Source organism: Aureibaculum marinum (assembly GCF_003813905.1).
GTDB lineage: Bacteria > Bacteroidota > Bacteroidia > Flavobacteriales > Flavobacteriaceae > Aureibaculum > Aureibaculum marinum.
Genome location: NZ_RPFJ01000011.1, coordinates 1 through 21,554 on the forward strand (window position 1 = coordinate 1; position 21,554 = coordinate 21,554).

19 protein-coding genes are annotated in these 21,554 nt (G+C 30.8%); 10 read left to right on the top strand and 9 right to left on the bottom strand.

The annotated features are described in order from the left end of the window. Positions 1 to 469: 469 nt before the first annotated feature. Together EGM88_RS08555 and EGM88_RS08560 are read right to left on the bottom strand one after the other, a co-directional pair. Positions 470 to 892 (bottom strand): molybdenum cofactor biosynthesis protein MoaE, encoded by a 423-nt coding sequence (locus tag EGM88_RS08555; protein WP_123897563.1) that lies wholly within the window; start codon positions 890 to 892, stop codon positions 470 to 472. A 51-nt stretch (positions 893 to 943) separates the two neighbouring features. Next, positions 944 to 3,403, bottom strand: coding sequence for a DUF5686 and carboxypeptidase regulatory-like domain-containing protein (locus EGM88_RS08560; RefSeq protein WP_123897564.1), 2,460 nt, complete (start codon positions 3,401 to 3,403; stop codon positions 944 to 946). A gap of 196 nt (positions 3,404 to 3,599) precedes the next feature. Here EGM88_RS08560 and EGM88_RS08565 point away from each other — a divergent pair, with 196 nt between their 5' ends. Next, positions 3,600 to 3,875: a DUF3817 domain-containing protein gene (locus tag EGM88_RS08565; RefSeq protein ID WP_123897565.1), complete on the top strand. Its 276-nt coding sequence runs from the start codon at positions 3,600 to 3,602 to the stop codon at positions 3,873 to 3,875. A 16-nt stretch (positions 3,876 to 3,891) separates the two neighbouring features. On the opposite strand, the gene EGM88_RS08570 is transcribed toward EGM88_RS08565, so the two are convergent. Next, positions 3,892 to 4,134: a MoaD/ThiS family protein gene (locus EGM88_RS08570; protein WP_123897566.1), complete on the bottom strand. Its 243-nt coding sequence runs from the start codon at positions 4,132 to 4,134 to the stop codon at positions 3,892 to 3,894. A gap of 134 nt (positions 4,135 to 4,268) precedes the next feature. On the opposite strand from EGM88_RS08570, the gene EGM88_RS08575 reads away from it, so the two are divergent. The 5 genes from EGM88_RS08575 (at position 4,269) to trxA (ending at position 8,629) form a co-directional block, all read left to right on the top strand. Beyond that, on the top strand, positions 4,269 to 5,996 hold the full coding sequence (locus tag EGM88_RS08575; RefSeq protein WP_123897567.1) for a SulP family inorganic anion transporter: 1,728 nt from the start codon (positions 4,269 to 4,271) through the stop codon (positions 5,994 to 5,996). A 232-nt stretch (positions 5,997 to 6,228) separates the two neighbouring features. Next, positions 6,229 to 7,635 carry an MBL fold metallo-hydrolase gene (locus EGM88_RS08580; protein ID WP_123897568.1) on the top strand — a complete coding sequence of 469 codons (1,407 nt, stop codon included), beginning with the start codon at positions 6,229 to 6,231 and terminating at the stop codon, positions 7,633 to 7,635. Between the two features lie 9 nt (positions 7,636 to 7,644). Then, a complete protein-coding gene (locus EGM88_RS08585; RefSeq protein ID WP_123897569.1) occupies positions 7,645 to 8,049 on the top strand; it encodes a rhodanese-like domain-containing protein in 405 nt (134 codons plus the stop codon). Between the two features lie 9 nt (positions 8,050 to 8,058). After that, positions 8,059 to 8,331: a heavy-metal-associated domain-containing protein gene (locus EGM88_RS08590; protein WP_123897570.1), complete on the top strand. Its 273-nt coding sequence runs from the start codon at positions 8,059 to 8,061 to the stop codon at positions 8,329 to 8,331. 4 nt (positions 8,332 to 8,335) lie between these two features. Further along, a complete protein-coding gene (gene trxA / locus EGM88_RS08595; RefSeq protein ID WP_123897571.1) occupies positions 8,336 to 8,629 on the top strand; it encodes a thioredoxin in 294 nt (97 codons plus the stop codon). Between the two features lie 78 nt (positions 8,630 to 8,707). Here the strand turns inward: trxA and EGM88_RS08600 are convergent, their stop codons facing one another. From EGM88_RS08600 to EGM88_RS08625, 6 genes are read right to left on the bottom strand one after another with little or no spacing between them, the layout of a single operon-like run. After that, the gene (locus tag EGM88_RS08600) at positions 8,708 to 9,658 is read right to left on the bottom strand and encodes an OmpA/MotB family protein (protein ID WP_123897572.1); all 951 of its coding nucleotides are present in this window, start codon (positions 9,656 to 9,658) and stop codon (positions 8,708 to 8,710) included. A 42-nt stretch (positions 9,659 to 9,700) separates the two neighbouring features. Continuing rightward, positions 9,701 to 10,459 carry an exodeoxyribonuclease III gene (locus EGM88_RS08605; RefSeq protein ID WP_123897573.1) on the bottom strand — a complete coding sequence of 253 codons (759 nt, stop codon included), beginning with the start codon at positions 10,457 to 10,459 and terminating at the stop codon, positions 9,701 to 9,703. 35 nt (positions 10,460 to 10,494) lie between these two features. Next, entirely contained in the window at positions 10,495 to 12,315 is a 1,821-nt protein-coding gene (locus EGM88_RS08610; protein WP_123897574.1) for an AMP-binding protein, read from the bottom strand. A 10-nt stretch (positions 12,316 to 12,325) separates the two neighbouring features. Next, positions 12,326 to 14,620 carry a transglycosylase domain-containing protein gene (locus EGM88_RS08615; RefSeq protein ID WP_123897575.1) on the bottom strand — a complete coding sequence of 765 codons (2,295 nt, stop codon included), beginning with the start codon at positions 14,618 to 14,620 and terminating at the stop codon, positions 12,326 to 12,328. Beyond that, positions 14,613 to 15,104 (bottom strand): gliding motility lipoprotein GldH, encoded by a 492-nt coding sequence (locus EGM88_RS08620; protein ID WP_123898211.1) that lies wholly within the window; start codon positions 15,102 to 15,104, stop codon positions 14,613 to 14,615. Before EGM88_RS08620 ends, EGM88_RS08615 begins: the two co-directional genes overlap by 8 nt. After that, the gene (locus tag EGM88_RS08625; protein ID WP_123897576.1) at positions 15,097 to 16,266 is read right to left on the bottom strand and encodes a PSP1 domain-containing protein; all 1,170 of its coding nucleotides are present in this window, start codon (positions 16,264 to 16,266) and stop codon (positions 15,097 to 15,099) included. Before EGM88_RS08625 ends, EGM88_RS08620 begins: the two co-directional genes overlap by 8 nt. A 209-nt stretch (positions 16,267 to 16,475) precedes the next feature. Here EGM88_RS08625 and EGM88_RS08630 point away from each other — a divergent pair, with 209 nt between their 5' ends. From EGM88_RS08630 to EGM88_RS08645, 4 genes are all read left to right on the top strand, one after another. Then, the gene (locus EGM88_RS08630; RefSeq protein ID WP_123897577.1) at positions 16,476 to 17,855 is read left to right on the top strand and encodes a peptidoglycan DD-metalloendopeptidase family protein; all 1,380 of its coding nucleotides are present in this window, start codon (positions 16,476 to 16,478) and stop codon (positions 17,853 to 17,855) included. Further along, positions 17,856 to 19,013 (top strand): DNA polymerase III subunit, encoded by a 1,158-nt coding sequence (locus EGM88_RS08635; RefSeq protein ID WP_123897578.1) that lies wholly within the window; start codon positions 17,856 to 17,858, stop codon positions 19,011 to 19,013. It abuts the gene before it with no gap. Between the two features lie 168 nt (positions 19,014 to 19,181). Then, the gene (locus EGM88_RS08640) at positions 19,182 to 20,057 is read left to right on the top strand and encodes a M23 family metallopeptidase (RefSeq protein ID WP_123897579.1); all 876 of its coding nucleotides are present in this window, start codon (positions 19,182 to 19,184) and stop codon (positions 20,055 to 20,057) included. Next, complete coding sequence (locus EGM88_RS08645) at positions 20,057 to 21,550, top strand: GH3 auxin-responsive promoter family protein (RefSeq protein ID WP_123897580.1); 1,494 nt, start codon at positions 20,057 to 20,059, stop codon at positions 21,548 to 21,550. The genes EGM88_RS08640 and EGM88_RS08645 overlap by 1 nt, the downstream gene beginning before the upstream one ends. Positions 21,551 to 21,554: the final 4 nt, after the last annotated feature.

The following is a 21,554-nucleotide window of genomic DNA, read 5'->3' on the forward strand; positions in this document are numbered from 1 at the left end:
GGGAACTATGGGAGTATTTTGAAGACATCAAAGTTTTTATGGTGAAAAATAATGATTGTATTTATAAGTTGGAATCATATTACGTGATAGAATAAAAGAATATTTTTTAGTTATTAAGGAATGTCTAAAACAATACAAATAATGAAAAATGTGATAATGATTGTATTTTAAAAACAATTTAAGTGAAAATTATTCTATAACAAATTTGAAGAGCTTTAAAAGAAAATATACTATTCAAACGAATACACCAACACTTTTTTATTTTTTTTAAAAGTATATCTAGTTCATCTAAAACACTCACTGAAACTGTTGGGCAGCCCTAACTAGTAGCAATGGGGTTTGGGTAGGTTTCTTTTTCAGGCATGGCTTTCCAGCCATGTAATACCACAATTCTTTTTCGCATGTTGCTATTTGTTTTCCCCGACAACTACTTTCGGGTTTGTGTCTTTAAGTCTTGGTTCTATTTTAGCTACGGATGTGCATTTACCCAAACTTCCCCATCTACAAAATGTTCTTTTTTCCAAATTGGGACAGTTTCTTTTAGCGTATCAATAGCATATTGGCAAGCTGCAAAAGCTGCTTTTCTATGAGCAGATGAAACCGCAATAATTACAGGAATATCACCAATTTTCAATTCACCTTCAGCATGGTGAATGGCAATTTTTAAAATGTCAAAATCTGCTAAGGCTTTATCTGCTATTTTCTGCATTTCTTTTATAGCCATCGGCTTGTAAGTAGAAAAATCTAATAAATTAACTTCTTTGTTTTTTGTAGAATTACGTACCGTTCCAACAAATAAAGCAATTCCTCCACAAGAGGCATCTTTTACAAAGTTGTAACACGTTTGTAAATTCAATTTTTCTGTGGTTACATGTATTGATGTGTTTTGCATATTCCAAAATTAAGCATTTATAAAGCTTATTTGTACCTGAATTCAGGGGTTTTAAAAACTCAACCCAAATACAACACCATTGGTAGCTTTTCCGTTAAAATGGGATCGCACATAATCAACTCGTAAAAATCTAAATTTGCCAAAACCGATATTATCCAACCCAACTGAATATTCAGAATAAGGTTTGTTGTCAGGTGTAAACAACGCTTTTGCACCGACCACCAATTGAAATTGAAGTTTATTCATCAATGGAATTTTTCGTAACAGATAACCATTAAAATGATGTTGTGCATGAAATTCGGCGTACTGATCATCTGTACTTAAATCATAATACGGTAATAAATTAAAGCTATTGGTATAGTTTAAATCTAGATTTACATGAGTTTGATTTCCGTTAAAGTGCTTGTAATCTGTAAAGGAAAGCTCATCCGTATTTAAAAACTTCCCTGCTTTTACATTGTAAGAAAAGGTTCCTTTGTTCCCAAATTTTAAGTCTTGATACAAACGTGCTTGTATCAAATCATAATTGTATTTCTTATCACTTGCAGCAAACCCTTTAGTGTAACCTAAGTTTAAAGTAGGGTATTTAGTTTCGTATACATTTATTTTTCTATCGGGTAGTGAAATGTATTTTTGATCAAATTTAATGGAAGCTCCAAGTGAAAACTTATAAATACTATGTTTGTCAAAAGCTGTTGAAGTGTAATTGTAAGGCTCTAATGGATTGTTAGAAGAATATTTCTCATTCTCTTTGTTTAGAATGACCCAATCGGCATGGTTAAATAAAGGCTTTCTGTTTTCGTAACTGAATGAAGAATTCATTCTTAAGCCATTAAAAATTTCTTTTCCTCCACTTATAGAAACAAAAGTTTTGTCGTAATACTTGGCATAATTATCTTCAAAAAACAAAGAACTTACCGCATTTACTATTGGAGCAATAGGCTCGGAAGCGTTGAATTGCATAATTTTTCTACCTCCATTTATAGAAATGTACGGATTAGATCTTCCATTAAAACGATAAGTAAACCCTCCACTCAATCTTAACTGATCATCTGACAAACCATAATCAATTTTGGTTCTTATAGTAAAACTTCTATTTTCGTTTTTGTAATACTTATAAAATGATAAATCCATATTGGTATGCCATCCTTGTACAGTATTAAACATAGAATTAAATACTGGAGAGCCAATAGATAAGCCCCATTTTTCATACGTATTTGAATAATTATAGCCCGTCAACACATTCATAATTTTAAATGCATTCCGTTTCTGATCTACAGAATCTAAATATTTTTCTGACTGTCTAATTTCTTTAATACTATCTTTCAGATTATAATCCTTAATTTCTTCAACAGTAAGGGGAATAGGACGCCTGTTTTTCCAAAAAAGACTGTCTTTTTTATTGGCACTATCTACAAAAGAAAGAATTTCATTGGTAAAAGTAGCTTTGGTAAAATTAGGTTGAAAATTATAATTGCTATATACTCCAGTAAACCGACCATCTACATTTATACCAAACATTCCGAATATAAAATCAATACTCTGAGAAAATAAAGTAAACATTTTATCCTTTTCAGAATATGAAAAATTTTGCTTTAAGGTTAATTTTTTTACTATGGGTTGCTGTATTTGTTTACCAGTAACAGACAATTCAGCTGCATATATTTCCCATTTATCTTCTACAATATAGATAAATCCATTGAAGGAATTATCTGTGGGTTTTTTAGGCTCAACTTTTATTTTATTAATCAAAAACTCGCCTTCATAATAACTATTTACCAACGTATATTTATAATAGTTAAAGGCATAAGTAGCAATAGGCGAAACAATATTATCAGGTCCCAAATTAATCAAATTGGTATATAAATTAAAATTAACTTCTGAGGCTTGATTAAAACTAAAACCATTATCATCACCACTAACTTTAGAAGCTAGAATTTTCTCTTTAAACTCTTTTTCACTTTTAGTAATTTTAGATATGGTTTCAGAAAGATACAAAACGCCACTTCGAGTAGAATCGAGACCTCCGCCTAAATCACCTAATTCAAAACCCATAATTTTTTCAGGAGCATTTTTAATTCTATAGATACCGCGTGAGTAAAAATCAGCTGTAAACTCCGCTGTTTTCTTAAAGTTTTTATCTTTTGAGGCAATAGCAGCCTTAATAATTCTATGAGCAGGATTATCTTTAGTACTTAATTTTACCTCTTCTAAAGCCAATGCATCCTCTTTTAAAACTACATTTAATTGAAAAGGAAACGCTTTAATGTTCACCTCTTTTTTAAGTGTTTTAAATCCTAGGTATTGAAAAATGATGGTATGTTTTCCTAGTGTTGTAACATTTAAATTGTAAATACCATTATCGTTTGAGGTAGTGCCATTATAAGAACCCTCAATATAAATATTTACAAAAGGTAAAGGAGTATTGTCTTCATCTTTTACATTACCAGTAATTTGAGCTTGTGAAAAAGAATAACTAATAAAAAAGAATAACGTAATTTTAAATTTCATAGGCTTAATTTAGTTGAAAACGTGTTTGAACACAAACCTAAATGATTATATTTTAGAAAATTAATAAGAATTTGTTAAAAGTGTATGTAACTTTGTTTAAGTTTTGTTAATGTTTACAAAATACACCTTACTACAGGAGGTGTTTAGATTGGGAATTTCCTATTTTTGCGAACCCTAATTTCAAAAGACATCTTCCATGAAAACTACTTTTAGAGTTGTATCTATTTTAGAAGGATTATCTTATTTAATATTACTATTTATTGCGGTTCCTATTAAATATATTGGCAATGATGAATCATGGGTTAAACTATTTGGTATGCCACATGGTTTATTGTTTGTTGCATATGTTGTTTTGGCTTATTTAATAAAGGCAGAATTAAACTGGAACACTAAAACGTTTTTAATAGTACTTCTAGCTTCAATAATACCATTCGGTACTTTTTATATAGATAAGAAATACCTTAGAAATTAATTGTTTACATATTTTTTTAACCTCCACTAACTGGAGGAATTAATGCTACTATATCATTATCCTTTAACTGATAATTATCTTCAACATAATTTTCGTTAACAGCTACTGAGAAACTATTATAGTCAGCCAGTTGTGGATATTTTTCATGTAAAATAGCCTTAAATTGTTTTATACTACAATTATTAGACAATCTAAATTCAGATGTACTTTTTCCAACAATATCTTTTACAATTCCAAAAAACAATAGTTCTATTTTCATATCGTTTTGTTTATATCGGTACAATTGCATTACTTTTGTAGAAGTAAAGATACGTAATTCTTTAACTATAATTGATTGACTTAGATTTGCATCAATACCCCTTTTTATAAAAAAAGTGGATTACAAATGATTAAATGAATAAAGTTTTCCCAATATTAAACTGGCTTCCTAATTATAAGGCATCTTACTTAAGAGGAGATCTTTTAGCTGGTTTAACTATAGGTATTATATTAATTCCACAAGGTATTGCCTATGCTATAATAGCAGGTTTGCCTCCTATTTATGGACTTTATACGGCTTTACTACCACAGTTAATTTACACTATTTTTGGAACCTCCAGGTGGATGTCAACAGGACCAACTGCCTTAGATTCATTAATATTAGCCTCAAGTATTTCTGCTTTAGCTATAGTAGGTAATGAACATTACGTAGTTACCGTTCTTGCAATAACCCTACTTACTGGTATTTTTCAATTAATACTAGGAGTCTTTAAACTAGGTTTTATTATGAATTTTGTCTCTAAACCTGTACTAACAGGGTTTGTAACTGCGGCTGCCGTAATTATAGCATTAAGCCAATTTAGAGACTTATTTGGAATCAATGCTCCTCGTAGCAACCAAATTCAATATATTCTTTCTGGTCTATATAACAATTTTGGATCTTTACATTGGCATAGTTTAGTAATTGGTGTTTTTGCTATTTTTATTATTTATGGATTACAAAAAATTAATAAAAAACTACCAGGACAACTTATTGTTATAATTTTAGGAATTGCCATAATGGCTTTAGCTTATAATTATTTAAGTGATGTTGAAATTGTAAAAACAATTCCTAAAGGCTTACCCTCATTTGCAATACCAGAATTAAACTATGACTTGTTCTTAAAATTAATGCCAGTTGCTTTAACGCTTTCTTTTACAGGTTTTTTACAAGCAACTTCCATATCAAAATCACTACAAGAAGCTGATTCTAAATTAGATACAAATAAAGAACTAATAGCATTAGGAATGAGTAATTTTATTGGATCTTTTTTTAATGCCTATGTATCAACAGGTAGTTTTTCAAGATCAGCAGTAAATAAAGAAGCGGGTGCAAATACTCCATTATCCAATCTTTTTGCCGCTCTTTTTATTTTAATAACTCTCTTATTTTTAACCCCTTTATTTTATTATTTACCTAAACCTGTACTTGCGGCTATTATTATTACAGCAGTAATTAAACTAATAAAAGTAGAGCAAATAAAATTTTTATGGAATACCAATAAAAAGGATTTTATAATGATGTTAATCACCTTTTTAATTACCTTAACTTTTGGTATTAAAGAGGGAATTATAGTTGGGGTTTTAGTATCTATTTTTGTAGTAATTTTTGAATCATCCAAACCGCATATGGCCGTTTTAGGCAAAGTTCCTGGTACAACCTATTTTTATAGAAATATAGACCGCTTTGATGATGTTCATACAGATGAGGATATTTTAATTGTTCGATTTGATGCCCAATTATATTTTGCCAATGTAAATTATTTCAGAGAAAAATTAGATCGATTGGTAAATTTAAAAGGAGATAAATTAAAATTAATAGTAATTGCGGCTGGAGCTATTCACAATATAGATAGTACTGGTATTGCTACTTTAGATGATATTATAACAAAATACCATAAGAGAGGTATTAAAATTTACTTTACAGATATAAAAGGCCCTGTAAGAGATTATTTTACTGTTAGTAAACTTATAGACAAAATAGGTGTAGAAAATTGTTTTATGCATGTACAAAATGCTATTGAATATTACAGAACAGGAAAAAGTAATGGTGACTTTTTAAAGTATATAAATCAGTCCAATAAAAAACTACATAAAGAATAGTATTTTCCGGCCACTAAAATAATCTAATAAAACTGCAATTACATTTAGCTTTCACTTAATAGTTTCTTTATAAAAATACTATTCACTATTTTTTATTACAACTTTACAATCCTTAACATTTCTTTGTAATTTTTGTTACCAAAGTTTATTATATTAGTGAGTATCTTTGTAAAATTGAGAATTTTGTGCCCTATCCATATATTTATGGGTGGATAATTTAAAAAAGGAAAATATGAATATTGAACAAATTTATACTGGTTGTTTAGCTCAAGGAGCCTATTATATTGAAAGTAATGGTGAAGTTGCCATTATTGACCCTTTACGTGAAGTGCAACCTTATATTGATAGAGCAGAAAAAGATGGTGCAAAAATTAAATACATTTTTGAAACCCATTTTCATGCAGATTTTGTAAGCGGACATGTTACATTAGCAGAAAAAACTGGTGCAACAATTGTATTTGGTCCCACAGCAAAAACAAATTTCGATTCATATGTGGCTAAAGATGGTGAAGTCTTTAATTTAGGTAATATTACAATAACAGCCTTACATACTCCTGGTCATACTATGGAAAGTGTATCGTATCTATTAAAAGATAAAAATGGTAAAGATTATGCTCTCTTTAGTGGAGACACATTGTTCTTAGGTGATGTTGGGCGTCCAGATTTGGCTCAAAAAGCAACTTCAATGACACAAGATGAACTTGCAGGTTTGCTGTACGATAGCTTAAGAACAAAAATTATGACCTTAGCAGATGACGTTATTGTATATCCCGCTCACGGAGCAGGATCTGCTTGTGGTAAAAATCTAAGTAAAGAAACGGTAGGTACAATCGGTGAGCAAAAAAAGACCAATTATGCTCTAAGAGCAAATATGACTAAAGAAGAATTTATTAAAGAAGTTACTGACGGTCTATTACCTCCACCTCAATATTTCCCTTTAAATGTTCAAATGAATAAAGAAGGTTATGATAGTATTGACACAGTTCTAAAAAAAGGAACAACGGCCTTATCTCCTGAAGAATTCGAAAAAATTGCCAATGATACTGATGCCTTAATTTTAGATGTTAGACATCAATCTGAATTTATAAAAGGATTTATTCCTAGGTCAATTTTTATTGGCTTAGACGGAGGATTTGCCCCTTGGGTTGGAGCGTTAATAAAAGATGTACAACAACCTATTTTATTAGTAACTCCAGAAGGTAAAGAAGAAGAAACTGTTACTAGATTATCTAGAGTAGGTTTTGATAACACTTTAGGTTACCTCAAAGGTGGTGTTAATGCTTGGAAAAAAGCAGGTAAAGAAATTGATACATTAGAATCAATTTCCGCAAAAACACTTGAAACTAAAATTGATGATGAAATTGCAGTATTTGATGTTAGAAAACCTGGCGAATATGCTAGTGAACACATTGTTGATGTACCTAATACACCTTTAGATTTTATTAATGATTACCTTTCTGAATTTCCAAAAAATAAAGAGTTTTATGTACATTGTGCTGGTGGATACCGCTCAGTTATCGCTGCCTCTATATTAAAAGCTAGAGGATATCATAATGTTATTGATGTTGCAGGTGGTTACGATGCAATTAAAGAAACATCTATTAACAGAACAGAATATGTTTGTCCTTCAACACTTTAAACTAAGAATATGAAAAATTTACCAATAAGTTTATTTATCGTTATCGCGTTATTATTCTCTTGTAAAAATAACTCACAAAACACTGATAAAAATGCAACTATTGAGGTTGTAAATGCAACTGATTTTAAAGCTAAAATAGACAATGCTAAGGAAGTGCAATTGGTCGATGTTAGAACACCTAAGGAGTATAACACAAGTCATTTAAAAAACGCTAAAAACATTAACATTTTTGATGCTGATTTTTTAACAAAAATGAATACTTTAGATAAGTCTAAGCCTGTTTATGTATACTGTAAAAGTGGTAAAAGAAGTAGTAACGCCGCTAAAAAACTAAAAGAAGCTGGCTTTACTAAAATATATGATTTAAATGGTGGAATATTAGCTTGGACTAAAGAAAATTTAGAAACCAATTAATAAAAAATTATGACAACTATAGAAATATTAAACCTCAAATGTGGAGGTTGTGCAAATACTATCAAAAAAGGGATATTATCAATTGATGGTATTACTGAAGTAGCAGTAGATTTAGATTCTTCAAAAGTGAGTGTAAATTCTGAGAATGAGTCTGTTTTACAGTTGGTAAAAGAAAAACTCTCTAAAATGGGTTATCCAGAAGCTGGAGATGCCAATACTATTTTGCATAAGGCTAAATCTTTTGTGAGTTGTGCTACTGGTAGAATGACTGAAAAAGCATAAAAAAATGGCTTCATTTAATGAAATAATAAACCAAGACGTACCTGTCTTGGTCGATTTTAAAGCAGATTGGTGTGGTCCTTGTAAAATGATGACACCTATTTTAAAAGAAGTGAAACAACAGCTTAAAGACAATGTAAAAATTGTAAAGATAGATGTTGATAAAAATCAAGCTGTGGCATCAAAATTTCAGGTAAGAGGTGTACCAACATTAATACTATTTAAAAAAGGTAAACAAGTTTGGCGGCAGTCTGGAGTATTACAGGCTAGTGATATCATTTCAATTATAAAAAACAATTGAAAAACTTAAAAACAAAAAAAATAAGCGTGATCAAAATCACGCTTATTTTTTTATTTTCATTAAGGTCAGACAAGTAACTTATTCCTCTAACAATTCATTAATAGCATCTAAATTAGGTGCCAATATAATTTCTATACGTCTGTTTTTAGCTTTTCCTGCTGAGGTGGCATTACTTGCTACAGGCATAAACTTACTGCGGCCCGCAGCGGTAACTTGCTTAGGGTCTACATTATTATCAACCAAAATACGTACAATTGCTGTAGCTCTTTTAGTAGACAAGTCCCAGTTGTCTATTAAAACGCCTTTTCCTCCATAAGGCACATCATCTGTATGTCCTTCAATTAAAACATCAATTTCGGGGTTTTGTGTTAACACCTCAGCTAAATTATTAACCGCTCTACGTCCTTCACTATTAACTGCCCAACTACCAGAACTAAACAATAGTTTATTTTCCATTGAAACATACACTTTACCATTTTTACGTTCAACAGTTAAACCTTTACCTTCAAAACCTTGTAAAGCTGCAGAAACAGCATCTTTTAATTGTTGCATGGCAGCTTCTTTGGCTGCAATTAAACTTTCAAGCTGATCTACTCGAGCTGAACGCTCACTTAATTGACTTTGTAATTCCGCTAATCGGTCACTTTCAGCTGCCAACTTTGCTTCCTTTTCTTGTAATTCAACCAATAGCTTTCTATTTTCTTCAGCTTTAGCAGACAATTGCTGCTCACTATCATTAGCTAAATTCTTATATTCTGCTTCTAACCTATTTTTCTTTTCTTCTAATTGATTTACTGCATTGGTAATTCGTTCTTTCTCCTCTTCTAAGTTAGCAAGTTCAGATTGCAGCTTGAGCCTTTCAGCTTCTAATTCTTTTTTCTGATCTATTAGATTCTGATTTTCGTTAAATAATGCTTCGTGATTACCACGTAATTTATCATACTTTTCTTCTAACTCGGTATACACTTTTTTAGAAACACACGAGCTAACTAATGTTACAGTTAAAATTAATAAAGCTAATTTTTTCATGATATATATTTACTAATTATTATTGATTATAATCTAAATAAACTATTCAATCTCTACACCAATAGGACAATGATCTGAATGTTTGGCTTCTGGCAAAATATATGCTCTTTTAAGTCGGTCTTTTAAAGGTGCTGCGGCCATGCAGTAATCTATACGCCATCCTTTATTATTATTTCTTGAATTAGCTCTGTAACTCCACCAACTGTAATTATGAGGCTCTTTATTAAAATGCCTAAAAGTATCAATAAAACCACTATCAATAAACTTGCCAATCCACTCTCGTTCTACAGGCAAAAACCCAGAAACACCTTTCATTTTCGGATTATGAATATCTATTTCTTGATGGCATATATTAAAATCACCACAGATAATTAAATTAGGAACATCTTGTTTCAAATTATTTACATAATCCTGAAATTCATCCATGTAATTTAATTTAAAATCTAATCGAGCATCATTAGTACCAGAAGGTAAATATAAGCTCATTACCGAAACATCATCAAAGTCTAAACGTAAGTTTCGACCTTCAAAATCCATAGTTTGAATACCTGTACCATATTCAACATGATTTGGTTTTAATTTAGACAATATGGCAACACCACTGTATCCTTTTTTTTCAGCCGAAAGCCAATAATGATGTGGGTAACCTGCTTGTTCAAAAATTTCTAAATCTAACTGGTCTTTATGAGCTTTTGTTTCTTGAATACATATTACATCTGGGTTAGCTGCTTGCAACCATGTCATAAATCCCTTTCTTAAAGCTGCTCTTATACCATTTACATTATAAGAAATTATATTCATTTATTCTATAGTTTTATTATTAGAGTAAATACATACTAACTATTTCTAGTATATAAATCTCTTAACGTTCTTCGCATTACTTTACCAGAAGCAGTTCTAGGCAATTTATCAATTTTTATAAGCTCCGCAGCCTTAAAAAGTGGATTAAGTTCTTTTTTAATAACAGTATTTATCATCGATAGGTATGATAAATCTTCATCTTTTGATTCTTCTTTAGATTCATTGTTAACATAAAAAATAATCAAATTACTTGGTCCGCCATCTTTTGGTGAAACTGCTATAGCGGCTGATTCTTTAACAAAATTTAAGCTATTAACTACTGCTTCTATCTGAACGGAACTCACTTTTATACCTCCTAAATTCATAGCATCATCTACCCTTCCCATAGCTTTATAATATCCGTTTTCTAAACGGACCAATCGATCTCCATGTCTACGTAACTTTTGACCTTTGTATGTTGGAGTTCCTTTATAATAAACATCGTGATGATTTCTATTTAATAACGTTTCAGACAATCCGATTATAGGTGGAATTAAGAATAATTCACCTGAATCTGTAGGTTTATTATCTGAATCCATTAAAACAAACTCCCCTCCTAACGCCTGTGTAGAAAAAGTACTTGGAATATTTTCCTGAACTACAGTACTAGTTATGTAACCACCTCCTATTTCTGTTCCACCACAATATTCGATTATTGGTTTATGATTTCCCAATTGCATTAAATACTCCATTTCTTTTGGATTAGATGCTTCTCCAGTAGAACTAAAACATTTAATAGCACTCCAATCTAAATTTTCAATACACCTAGTTCTAACCCAATGCTTTACAATACTTGGCACTACACCCAACATGGTAACCCTGGCATTTTGAACAAACTCTCCAAAATTACGATCAATTGGAGCCCCATAAAACAATGCAATACTCGCTTTATTAATTAATGCTGAAAAAATTAACCATGGCCCCATCATCCAGCCTAAATTAGTAGGCCAACAGACCACATCATTTTTTTTAATATTATGATGATAATAACCATCAGACGCCGATTTTATGGGTGTTGTATGCGTCCATGGAATAGCTTTAGGCTCTCCTGTTGTGCCTGATGAAAATAAAATTGTAATTACATCTTTAGGATTTTGAATTACACTATTAAATATAGTTTTATCAATTAAAAAATCATCCCAAAATAGATCATCTTCTCTAACATGTTCTAAATCTTTTGTAACTTTAATAATTATTGCCCTTGGAGCATTTGCTTCAACTACTTTTTCATACAAAGGCAACTTTTTACCTGCCCTCAATAAAAAATCTTGAGTAAAAATTAATTTTGGTTTCGTAATTTTTAACCGAACTGCAATTTCATTTGGTGTAAAACTATCTGCAACGGTGGCTACAGAAATTCCAGCTTTTATTGCTGCCAAATAGATAGCCACTGCCTCTAAAGTCATAGGCATATCAATAGCTATTACATCTCCTTTAACTAACCCAGCATTATATAAACTATTAGCAATTTTATTAACTAATTGTTCTAATTGTTTTTGTGATATTTTTTGTAATGAGCCATTTTCTTCTTGGTAGATTATAGCTGTAGCATCTTGTTCATTCTGAAAACAGCTATCTACAATATTAAATTGAGCATCTTTTAACCATTCTGGATTTTCAACATCTTGAAGATTACATACTTCTGAAAAAGGAGTTTTAAAACTAATATTAAGGTTGCTAATGGTCTCAGACCAAAATTCTTTTTTGTTAGAAACTGACCATTTCCAAAAATCTGAATATTGGGTAAAATGATGTTGTTGCATCATTTTATAGATGTTACTATTTTTTAGAATATCTTCATTAGGTATCCAGTACATCTAAATAAGTTTAAAATTCAGGCACTTCTTCAATAGTATTGTCCCCCTCCTTATTGGTTTTATATTTTTCGCAATCTAACTCAATAGACAAATTATCAGGTTTTGTAAATGCTTTGTCGCTTATGTTTAACTCAGAATCTGCATAGCATTTTTTCATATACAATGCCCAAATAGGTAACGCCATAGAAGCCCCTTGTCCTCTACCAATATCTGCAAAATGAATAGCTCTATCTTCACCTCCAACCCATACTCCAGTAGTTAAATTTGGCACAAACCCCATAAACCATCCATCAGATTGATTTTGAGTTGTACCAGTTTTACCAGCAATAGGATTGGTAAATTTATAAGGATAGCCGGTTACTATATCATCAGGATATTTACCCGATGAAGTTCGAAGACGTAAACCTGAACCTGCGGTGGTTACACCTTCTAATAAATTAACCACTGTATAAGCAGACTCTTCACTCAACACCTCTTTAGTTTCAGGTGTAAAATTGTCAATAACAGTACCGTTTTTATCTTCAATACGTAATACCATCATCGGTTTTACATACATTCCTTTATTAGGAAACGTATTATAAGCACCTGTCATTTCAAACAATGATAAATCTACTGTACCTAAAGCAATAGAAGGAACTGCTAGAATATCACTTTCTATTCCTAAATTATGAGCCAATTTAACAACATTTTCTGGAGTGGTTTTATCAATTAACTGAGCAGTAATAACATTTGTAGAAGTTGCCAATGCATTTTTCAACGTTTTAAATCCTCCATATTTATTGTCAGAATTTTTTGGTGCCCAATCTTTATCTAATCCATATTTACCTTTTGGTATTGTCCAGATAGTATTAGAAAACTCTTCACACGGAGACAATTGCAATTGATTAATCGCAGTCGCATATACAAAAGGTTTAAAGGTTGAACCTACTTGACGTTTACCTTGTTTTACTTGATCGTATTGAAAGTGTTTGTAATTTATACCTCCTACCCAAGCTTTTACATGACCCGTTTGAGGTTCCATAGACATTATACCTGCCCGCATAAAGTATTTGTAATACCTAATTGAATCTAAAGGAGTCATTATAGTATCTATTTCACCTTTCCAAGAAAACACACGCATTTCTGTCTTTTCATTAAAAGACTTGATAATATCTTCTTCAGAAACCCCGGCTTTTTTCATTCGCCTATATCGATTAGACCTTTTCATAGCCGACTCCATATTACGTTTAATTTCTTTTTGAGTTAAATCGAAAAAAGGAGCGTTCTTGTTGTTTTTTTGCTGTTTGTTAAATACTCTCTGAAGATTTGACATATGTTCTTCCATAGCTTCTTCTGCATATTTTTGCATACGAGAATCTAGAGTAACATAAACTTTTAATCCATCACGATAAATATTATATTCTGTTCCATCTGGTTTTTTGTTCTCTTTTACCCAATCTTTTAAAAACCCGCGTAAATATTCTCTAAAATAAGTTGCAACACCGTAACCAGTATCTTCAGGAGAAAAATCAAGTATTAATGGTAATTTTTGCAAAGAATCTTTTTCCTCTAAAGTAAGTGTTCCATTTTTTTCCATTTGCATTAACACCACATTTCTTCGTTGTAACGATTTCTCTTTAGAAATTTCTCTTTTTGGATTGTATTGACGAGGATTTTTAAGCATTGCCACTAATACTGCAGCTTCTTCGGTTTTTAATTCTTTTGGTTCTTTACCAAAATAAATACGAGCAGCAGAACGTAAACCTACAGCATTATATAAAAAATCTTGTTTATTAAAATACATGGCTATTATCTCTTCCTTGGTGTATTGACGCTCCAATCTCAAGGCAATAATCCACTCTTTAACTTTTTGAGTTATTCTTTCTATAATATTTTTAGATCCTTCTCCATGAAATAATAATTTGGCCAATTGTTGTGTAACAGTACTAGCTCCTCCATCTTGACCTAACTTTACTGCAGCCCTAATAGTGCCATAAAAATCAATACCTGAATGCTCGTAATAACGCACATCTTCAGTAGCAATTAACGCTTGAACAATATTTTCAGGAATATCTTTATATTTTATAGGTGTTCTATTTTCGTTAAAATATTTACCTAAGGTTTTATTATCAATAGAAATAACTTCTGTAGCTAGATTGTTTTCAGGATTTTCAAGTTCTTCAAAGCTAGGTAACGGACCAAAAACACCTAAAGATCCCAATAAAAATAGTAACGTGATAAAGCCAAAACCACTAAAAAATAATATCCATAACCATTTGGTATATTTTTTAAATGCTGCTGTATTGTCTGAATTTTTCTTATTCATTCGTAATCATTTTTTCAATTTGTATTCCCACATCTGTTACGCCTTTTAATGCTGTTATTCCATCAACTTCCCCACTTTTTCGCATGGCTTGTTGAATAGAAATATCATAAACACCTGTGGTTGGAAAAATTACATTGGTTTTAAATTCAAGCAGGTTTTCTTTAAGATCAGTTAAACCCTCTCCTAAAAAATTTCCTTCAACATCTGCCATTTCATATTCTAACGTATCTACAACTCTATAATTGTTAGGAAAATCTATTCCTACTATTAAAAATAAGTTGCTGTATGCATAATCATTATTATTTCTAAGGTTAATATAGACATTATTTCTTGAAATAGTATCTACGGGACTAAATTGAAACTTAACAATAGAGTCTTTGTGCCATTCAGCATTTGGAATTGATTTATACTCATTATAAACCAAATTATTAGTACATGAGGTTAAAACTAATAATACGATAACTAAGCTTAATATATTACGCATTTTTGCGGGATGATTTTCTTTTATTATTTCTATTTTTTCTTCTTTTGTTGTTCTTCTTCCTTTTTCCTTTATCAAATCTAGTTAAACTATCTTGACCAACTACATTTGTAAAAGCAGACGCTGGTTCAGCCTCAACATTAGATTTAGACGCATACATTTCTAAACTAGGAACTTTTTTTCCAGCTTTATTCAATTCAATAATTTCGTTTACTTGATCAACTTCTAAATCAATCCATTGCATAGGATTATCTTTATATGCATACCAAAGCAACCCTTTAAAAATATCCATTTTCTGAAAAACAGCTTTTCCTTTTTCAGTTAGTAACCAAATATCCGTTTTTGGGAAATTTTTCAAGGCATCTAAATAAGAATCTAGTTCATAATTTAAACAACATTTAAGTTTACCACATTGGCCTGCTAATTTTTGAGGATTTAATGATAACTGTTGGTATCTTGCAGCAGAAGTACTTACTGACCTAAAGTCAGTTAACCAAGTAGAGCAACACAATTCTCTTCCACAAGAGCCAATTCCACCAAGTCTTGCCGCTTCCTGACGCAAACCAACCTGTTTCATTTCCACTCTAATTTTAAAAGTAGAAGCTAATTCCTTAATTAACAACCTAAAATCTACTCTATCATCTGCGGTGTAGTAAAATGTTGCTTTATTTCCATCTCCTTGAAATTCAATGTCAGAAAGTTTCATTTTAAGTCCCAGCCTATTAACAATCAACCTTGATTTTCGCTGCACTTCTTGTTCTTTATCTCTAGCTGCTTTCCAAACGTCGATATCACGCTGTGATGCTTTTCTGTAAATTTGCTTTACATCTTCACTATCATATTTAATCTCCTTTTTACGCATTTGAATTTTAACCAATTCTCCAACTAAGGAAACTGTCCCAATATCGTGACCTGGAGAAGCTTCAACAGCAACAATATCTCCAATAGAAATAGGTAAATTTTTAGTGTTTTTATAAAAATGTTTTCTGCCGTTTTTAAAACGGACCTCAACAATATCAAAAGTAGATTGTCCGTTAGGCAAAGTCATGTTAGACAACCAATCAAAAACGGTTAACTTATCACAACTTCCAGTACCACAATTTCCGTTACTTTTGCAACCTTTAGGTACGCCATTTGCATCTGTAGAGCAACTATTACAGCTCATATTTATATTTTATATTTTGAGTTATATCTAAAAAAAGATATAACATAAATTCATGTTTAAATACAATAGATTTTCTACTGTATCGTTTGGTTATAACCCAAACTAATTAATTTGTAAATATAAATATAATTCGTAACATGAAAAGTTAATAAAATTATATTTAAAATTAGTTACATTTGTTTTTGTCTTTTACATCAACCCAACCAATCATGAAAAGATCCTTGTTCGTATTATTTATGTTTCCTGTGTTAAGTTTTTCACAAATAACCATAAGCGAAACTTTTGGCAAAGATTTAAAGTTCAATCCCAATAACTCTAGTTGTATTACCCAAGAAGCAAAGGAAATAATTCAGAAAAAGATTCAAATAAACATTAATAATTTAAAAAAGCAAGGTAAGCTTTCTGTAAAGAAATCAACAGCACAATCCCCTACTTTTATTTGGCCTGTCAAAAAATCTTCATCGTCAACTTACAATGAAGTATGGGCAATTTCTAATTATGTAGACCATAATGCTTCAACTCCAAACAATTTGCAAGATTATAATTGTGGCACTCGTACGTATGACACAGATGATGGATACAATCATGCTGGTACAGATATTTTTACATGGCCTTTTTTTTGGGATCAAATGGAAAACAATATAGCAGAGGTTGTGGCAGCAGCTCCTGGAACAATTATAACCAAGTCTGATGGTCAATTTGACAAAAGTTGTAGCTCTAATAGTAATCCTTGGAATGCCATTTACCTGCAACATAGTGATGGTAGTGTAACATGGTATGGTCATCTTAAAAATGGAAGCTTAACTTCAAAATCTGTTGGAGACACGGTAGAAGAAGGAGAGTATTTAGGTATAGTAGGTAGCTCTGGAAATTCAACAGGCCCTCATTTACATTTTGAAGTTTATGATAATAATAATAATTTAATTGACCCTTTTAGTGGTTCTTGTAACAATATTACATCATGGTGGAAAGAACAACCTGATTATACAGAACCTCAAATTAATGCAGTTCTAACCCATAGTGATGTGCCAAATTTATCTACATGTCCTGAGGATGAAACCACAAACATCCAAAATAAATTTTTGCCAAATTCTGACATTTACATGATTGCATATTTTAAAGATCAATTGGAAAATACATTAGCATATTATAGAGTTTTTGACCCAAACAATATATTAATTGCTAATTGGTCTGAAAGTTTTACAACCAATTCTACACATTCTTACTGGGGTAGAAAATTATCTAACCTAGCAACTATAGGCACTTATCGATTAGAAGTAAGGTATGAAGGCAAAGTTGTAAATCACAGCTTTGAAATTAACACCACCTTAGGTATAGATGATGAAAAGCTAAAAAGTGTTGCCGTGTCTCCAAATCCATTTGAAAATGATATAAAAATTTCAGGCTTCGCTTTAGAAAAAGACAATTATTACATTTCCGTTTTTAATCAATTAGGACAAAAAATAGTGGAAAAAGATGACTTTTCTGAAAATTTAGATTTACATTTTTTGTCAAAAGGAATGTATTTTCTTAATATTGGCAACAAGATTACCGGCGGATCTAAAACTTTTAAAATTATTAAAAAATAAATGCTTTTTTCAGACATTATAGATCAAGAAACAGTAAAAAAACAGCTTATTTATAGTGTTAAAAGCGGAAGAATACCCCATGCTCAACTTTTTGTTGCTCCAAAAGGGACAGGTGCTTTACCCCTAGCAATTGCTTATGCTCAATATATTTTATGCAACAACCAAGATGGCGAAAATCAAAATGGCGACCAAGCTTGTAATATTAAAGTAAATAATTTAAGTCACGCAGATTTACATTTTGCCTTTCCAGTAGCCTCTACAGATAAAGTAAAAAAACATCCTGTGAGCGATTTGTTTTTAGATGAATGGAGAAAATTTGTAAAAGAAAATCCTTACGGTGATTTATTAAATTGGTATGCTCAATTAGGGATTGAAAACAAACAAGGACAAATAGGTGTAGATGAAGCTGAAGCGATTGTAAAAAAATTAACGTTAAAATCTTACGAAGGTGGTTATAAAGTGATGATAATTTGGATGGCGGAAAAATTAAATAATACAGCTTCTAACAAATTATTAAAACTAATAGAAGAACCTCCAAATAAAACCATTTTATTATTAATTACTGAAAATCAAGAGCAAATTATTAATACGATTTTATCTCGTTGTCAAATTATAACCTTAAAACCATTAAGTGAAAACCATATTAAAAACGCTTTAATGGCTAAACAACAGATAACAGAAAACGAAGCTGTAAAAATTGCACATCAAGCTGATGGCAACTGGAACAAAGCAATTCATATTTTAAATAATTCTAACAAGGATGAACAATTTGAACAATGGTTTATTCTTTGGATTCGCACTGCTTTTAAAGCTAAAGGAAACGCTTCTGTAATTCAAGACCTTATTACTTGGAGCGAAACTATTGCTAGTAACAATAGAGAAATTCAAAAAAGTTTTTTGAACTACTGCTTACAGTTTTTCAGACAAGCACTACTAAAAAATTATACGGCTGATTCTCTTATTTATATTAAACCATACACTCCAAGTTTTGATTTGGCAAAATTTGCTCCATTTATACACAGCGGTAATATTTTAGACATTACAAATGAAATGAATGATGCTATTTACCATATAGAACGTAATGGCAATGCTAAAATAATTCTATTAGATTTGTCTATAAAGTTAACTCGACTTTTACATCAAAAAGAAGCCGTTTAAAAATTGATATTTTTAGCAAATATCCGTAAAAGATCATATGATTAATTCTTAACAAAGTTTTCTATAGAATTAGAAAAAATTCTATAGACAATTAACAATAAATTATTAATTTGTGCTTTTGCAAAGCATTTCTAACTCAAAAAACAGTCGTATATTTGTTTTTTCTACATGGCAAAACAAAAGGTAAATAAAACGAAGATTAAAGAAAAACTAACGTTTAAATATCGCTTTGTGGTATTAAACGAAGACACTTTTGAAGAACGTTTTTCTTTTAAACTAAACCGACTTAATGTACTAATTTTAAGCTCTTTATTTTCAGTATTACTAGTTGGGTCAACCATATTTTTAATCGCATTTACACCTCTTAAAGAATATATTCCAGGTTACTCATCAACTGCCTTAAAGAAAAAAGCAACTGATTTAGTTTACAAAGTAGATTCTTTAGAACAAAAATTGGCAGTTAATGATGTATATCTCCAAAATATTCAACAAGTTCTCACTGGTAAGGTGAAAGATTTTACTATAAATAAAGATTCTATTGAAGAACATTTACATTCAAAAACTGAGGAAATAAATTTAGATAAAACAATCTCTCCTGTTGATTCTATGTTTAGAGAAGAAGTAGAGCGTGAAGATAGATTTAGTGTTTTTGAAAAAGCAACCAAAAAAACAGATTTGGTTTTTTTTGCACCAATTTCAGGTAAAATTACAGATGTTTTTAACCCTGAAGAAAAACACTATGCAATAGATATTGCAGTTGAAAAAGATTCTCCTGTAAAAGCAGTTGCCGATGGAACCGTTATTTTTTCTGGTTTTACAGCAGATACTGGTTTTGTAATTATTATAGAACATGCTAAAGGATTTTTATCTGTTTATAAGCATAATTCTTCATTACATAAAGAACAAGGCGACTTTGTAGAATCTGGTGAAGCTATCGCAAATGCAGGCTCTACCGGAGAATTATCTACAGGTCCCCACTTACATTTTGAATTATGGAATGATGGTTTCCCTGTAGACCCCTTAAACTTTATAGATTTTAAATAATGAGCATCAAATCTATTTTAGCTAAACCAATTGCTAAACGTATTCAAAAACAAACGTATAAATGGGCTAACAAACCTGAAGAAACCCAAGAAAAAGTCTTTAAAAAACTAATAGCCCAAGCCATAAATACTAAATTTGGTAAAGATCATAATTTTGAAACTATAAATTCTTATAACGACTTTAAAACAAGAGTTCCTGTCAGAGATTATGAAGCATTCAAACCTTATATCGAGCAAATTTTACAAGGAAAATCTGATGTGCTTTGGCAAGGAAAGCCACTTTATTTTGCAAAAACTTCAGGTACAACTTCAGGTGCTAAATATATTCCATTAACTAAAGAGTCTATGCCTTTTCATATTAAAGCAGCTCGCAATGCTCTATTAATGTATATTGCTGAAACTGGTAATTCCAATTTTGTTAATGGTAAAATGATTTTCTTACAAGGTAGTCCTATTATTGATAAGAAAAACGGTATCAAAACAGGTCGACTTTCAGGAATTGTAGCACATTATGTGCCTAATTATTTACAAAAAAATAGGATGCCATCATGGGACACCAATTGCATAGACGATTGGGAGACAAAAGTTGATGCTATTGTTGAAGAAACTATAAAAGAGGACATGACTCTTATTAGCGGTATTCCTTCTTGGGTACAAATGTATTTTGAAAAATTAATAGCAAAAACAAACAAACCTATTTGTGAAATATTTCCAAATTTTAATTTGTTCGTTTATGGTGGTGTAAATTATGAGCCTTATAGAAATAAGTTTGAAAACATGATGGGGAAAAAGGTAGATTCTATAGAACTTTTTCCTGCTTCTGAAGGTTTTTTTGCATTCCAAGATAAGCAAAATGAATTAGGAATGTTACTCTTATTAAACAATGGTATTTTTTACGAATTTATTAAGGCTGATGAATTTTTTAATGAAGACGCAAAACGTATAACCATTGCAGATGTAGAATTAGGAGTAAACTATGTAATGATAATTTCTACCAATGCTGGCTTGTGGGCTTACAATATTGGTGATACTATTAAATTTACCTCTCTTAAACCACACAGAATAATAGTTACCGGAAGAATAAAACATTTTATTTCTGCTTTTGGCGAACATGTTATTGCTAAAGAGGTTGAACAAGCCTTGCAAAATGCTATTAAAGGTACTGATATTGTTGTAAATGAATTTACTGTAGCTCCTCAAACGAATCCAGAAAATGGATTACCTTATCACGAATGGTTTATAGAATTTGAAAATAAACCCTCAAACATGAATGATTTTTGTGCGAAAATAGATGCTAGTATGCAACAACAAAATTCATATTATTATGATTTAATAACAGGAAATATTCTGCAAACACTTAAGGTTACCGAAATACAAAAAGACGGTTTTCAAAATTATATGAAATCTATAGGGAAATTAGGTGGGCAAAATAAAATACCAAGACTGTCAAATGACAGAAAAATAGCGAGTCAATTGGAAGTTTTTAAAAAATAATTCA

Coding starts and splice junctions, on each gene's coding strand:
- trxA (WP_123897571.1), top strand. CDS start 8,336: ATGGCTTCATTTAATGAAATAATAAACCAAGACGTACCTGTCTTGGTC.
- EGM88_RS08620 (WP_123898211.1), bottom strand. CDS start 15,104: ATGCGTAATATATTAAGCTTAGTTATCGTATTATTAGTTTTAACCTCA.
- EGM88_RS08625 (WP_123897576.1), bottom strand. CDS start 16,266: ATGAGCTGTAATAGTTGCTCTACAGATGCAAATGGCGTACCTAAAGGT.
- EGM88_RS08570 (WP_123897566.1), bottom strand. CDS start 4,134: ATGAAAATAGAACTATTGTTTTTTGGAATTGTAAAAGATATTGTTGGA.
- EGM88_RS08585 (WP_123897569.1), top strand. CDS start 7,645: ATGAAAAATTTACCAATAAGTTTATTTATCGTTATCGCGTTATTATTC.
- EGM88_RS08635 (WP_123897578.1), top strand. CDS start 17,856: ATGCTTTTTTCAGACATTATAGATCAAGAAACAGTAAAAAAACAGCTT.
- EGM88_RS08600 (WP_123897572.1), bottom strand. CDS start 9,658: ATGAAAAAATTAGCTTTATTAATTTTAACTGTAACATTAGTTAGCTCG.
- EGM88_RS08645 (WP_123897580.1), top strand. CDS start 20,057: ATGAGCATCAAATCTATTTTAGCTAAACCAATTGCTAAACGTATTCAA.
- EGM88_RS08565 (WP_123897565.1), top strand. CDS start 3,600: ATGAAAACTACTTTTAGAGTTGTATCTATTTTAGAAGGATTATCTTAT.
- EGM88_RS08630 (WP_123897577.1), top strand. CDS start 16,476: ATGAAAAGATCCTTGTTCGTATTATTTATGTTTCCTGTGTTAAGTTTT.
- EGM88_RS08640 (WP_123897579.1), top strand. CDS start 19,182: ATGGCAAAACAAAAGGTAAATAAAACGAAGATTAAAGAAAAACTAACG.
- EGM88_RS08605 (WP_123897573.1), bottom strand. CDS start 10,459: ATGAATATAATTTCTTATAATGTAAATGGTATAAGAGCAGCTTTAAGA.
- EGM88_RS08615 (WP_123897575.1), bottom strand. CDS start 14,620: ATGAATAAGAAAAATTCAGACAATACAGCAGCATTTAAAAAATATACC.
- EGM88_RS08590 (WP_123897570.1), top strand. CDS start 8,059: ATGACAACTATAGAAATATTAAACCTCAAATGTGGAGGTTGTGCAAAT.
- EGM88_RS08580 (WP_123897568.1), top strand. CDS start 6,229: ATGAATATTGAACAAATTTATACTGGTTGTTTAGCTCAAGGAGCCTAT.
- EGM88_RS08610 (WP_123897574.1), bottom strand. CDS start 12,315: ATGTACTGGATACCTAATGAAGATATTCTAAAAAATAGTAACATCTAT.
- EGM88_RS08575 (WP_123897567.1), top strand. CDS start 4,269: ATGAATAAAGTTTTCCCAATATTAAACTGGCTTCCTAATTATAAGGCA.
- EGM88_RS08560 (WP_123897564.1), bottom strand. CDS start 3,403: ATGAAATTTAAAATTACGTTATTCTTTTTTATTAGTTATTCTTTTTCA.
- EGM88_RS08555 (WP_123897563.1), bottom strand. CDS start 892: ATGCAAAACACATCAATACATGTAACCACAGAAAAATTGAATTTACAA.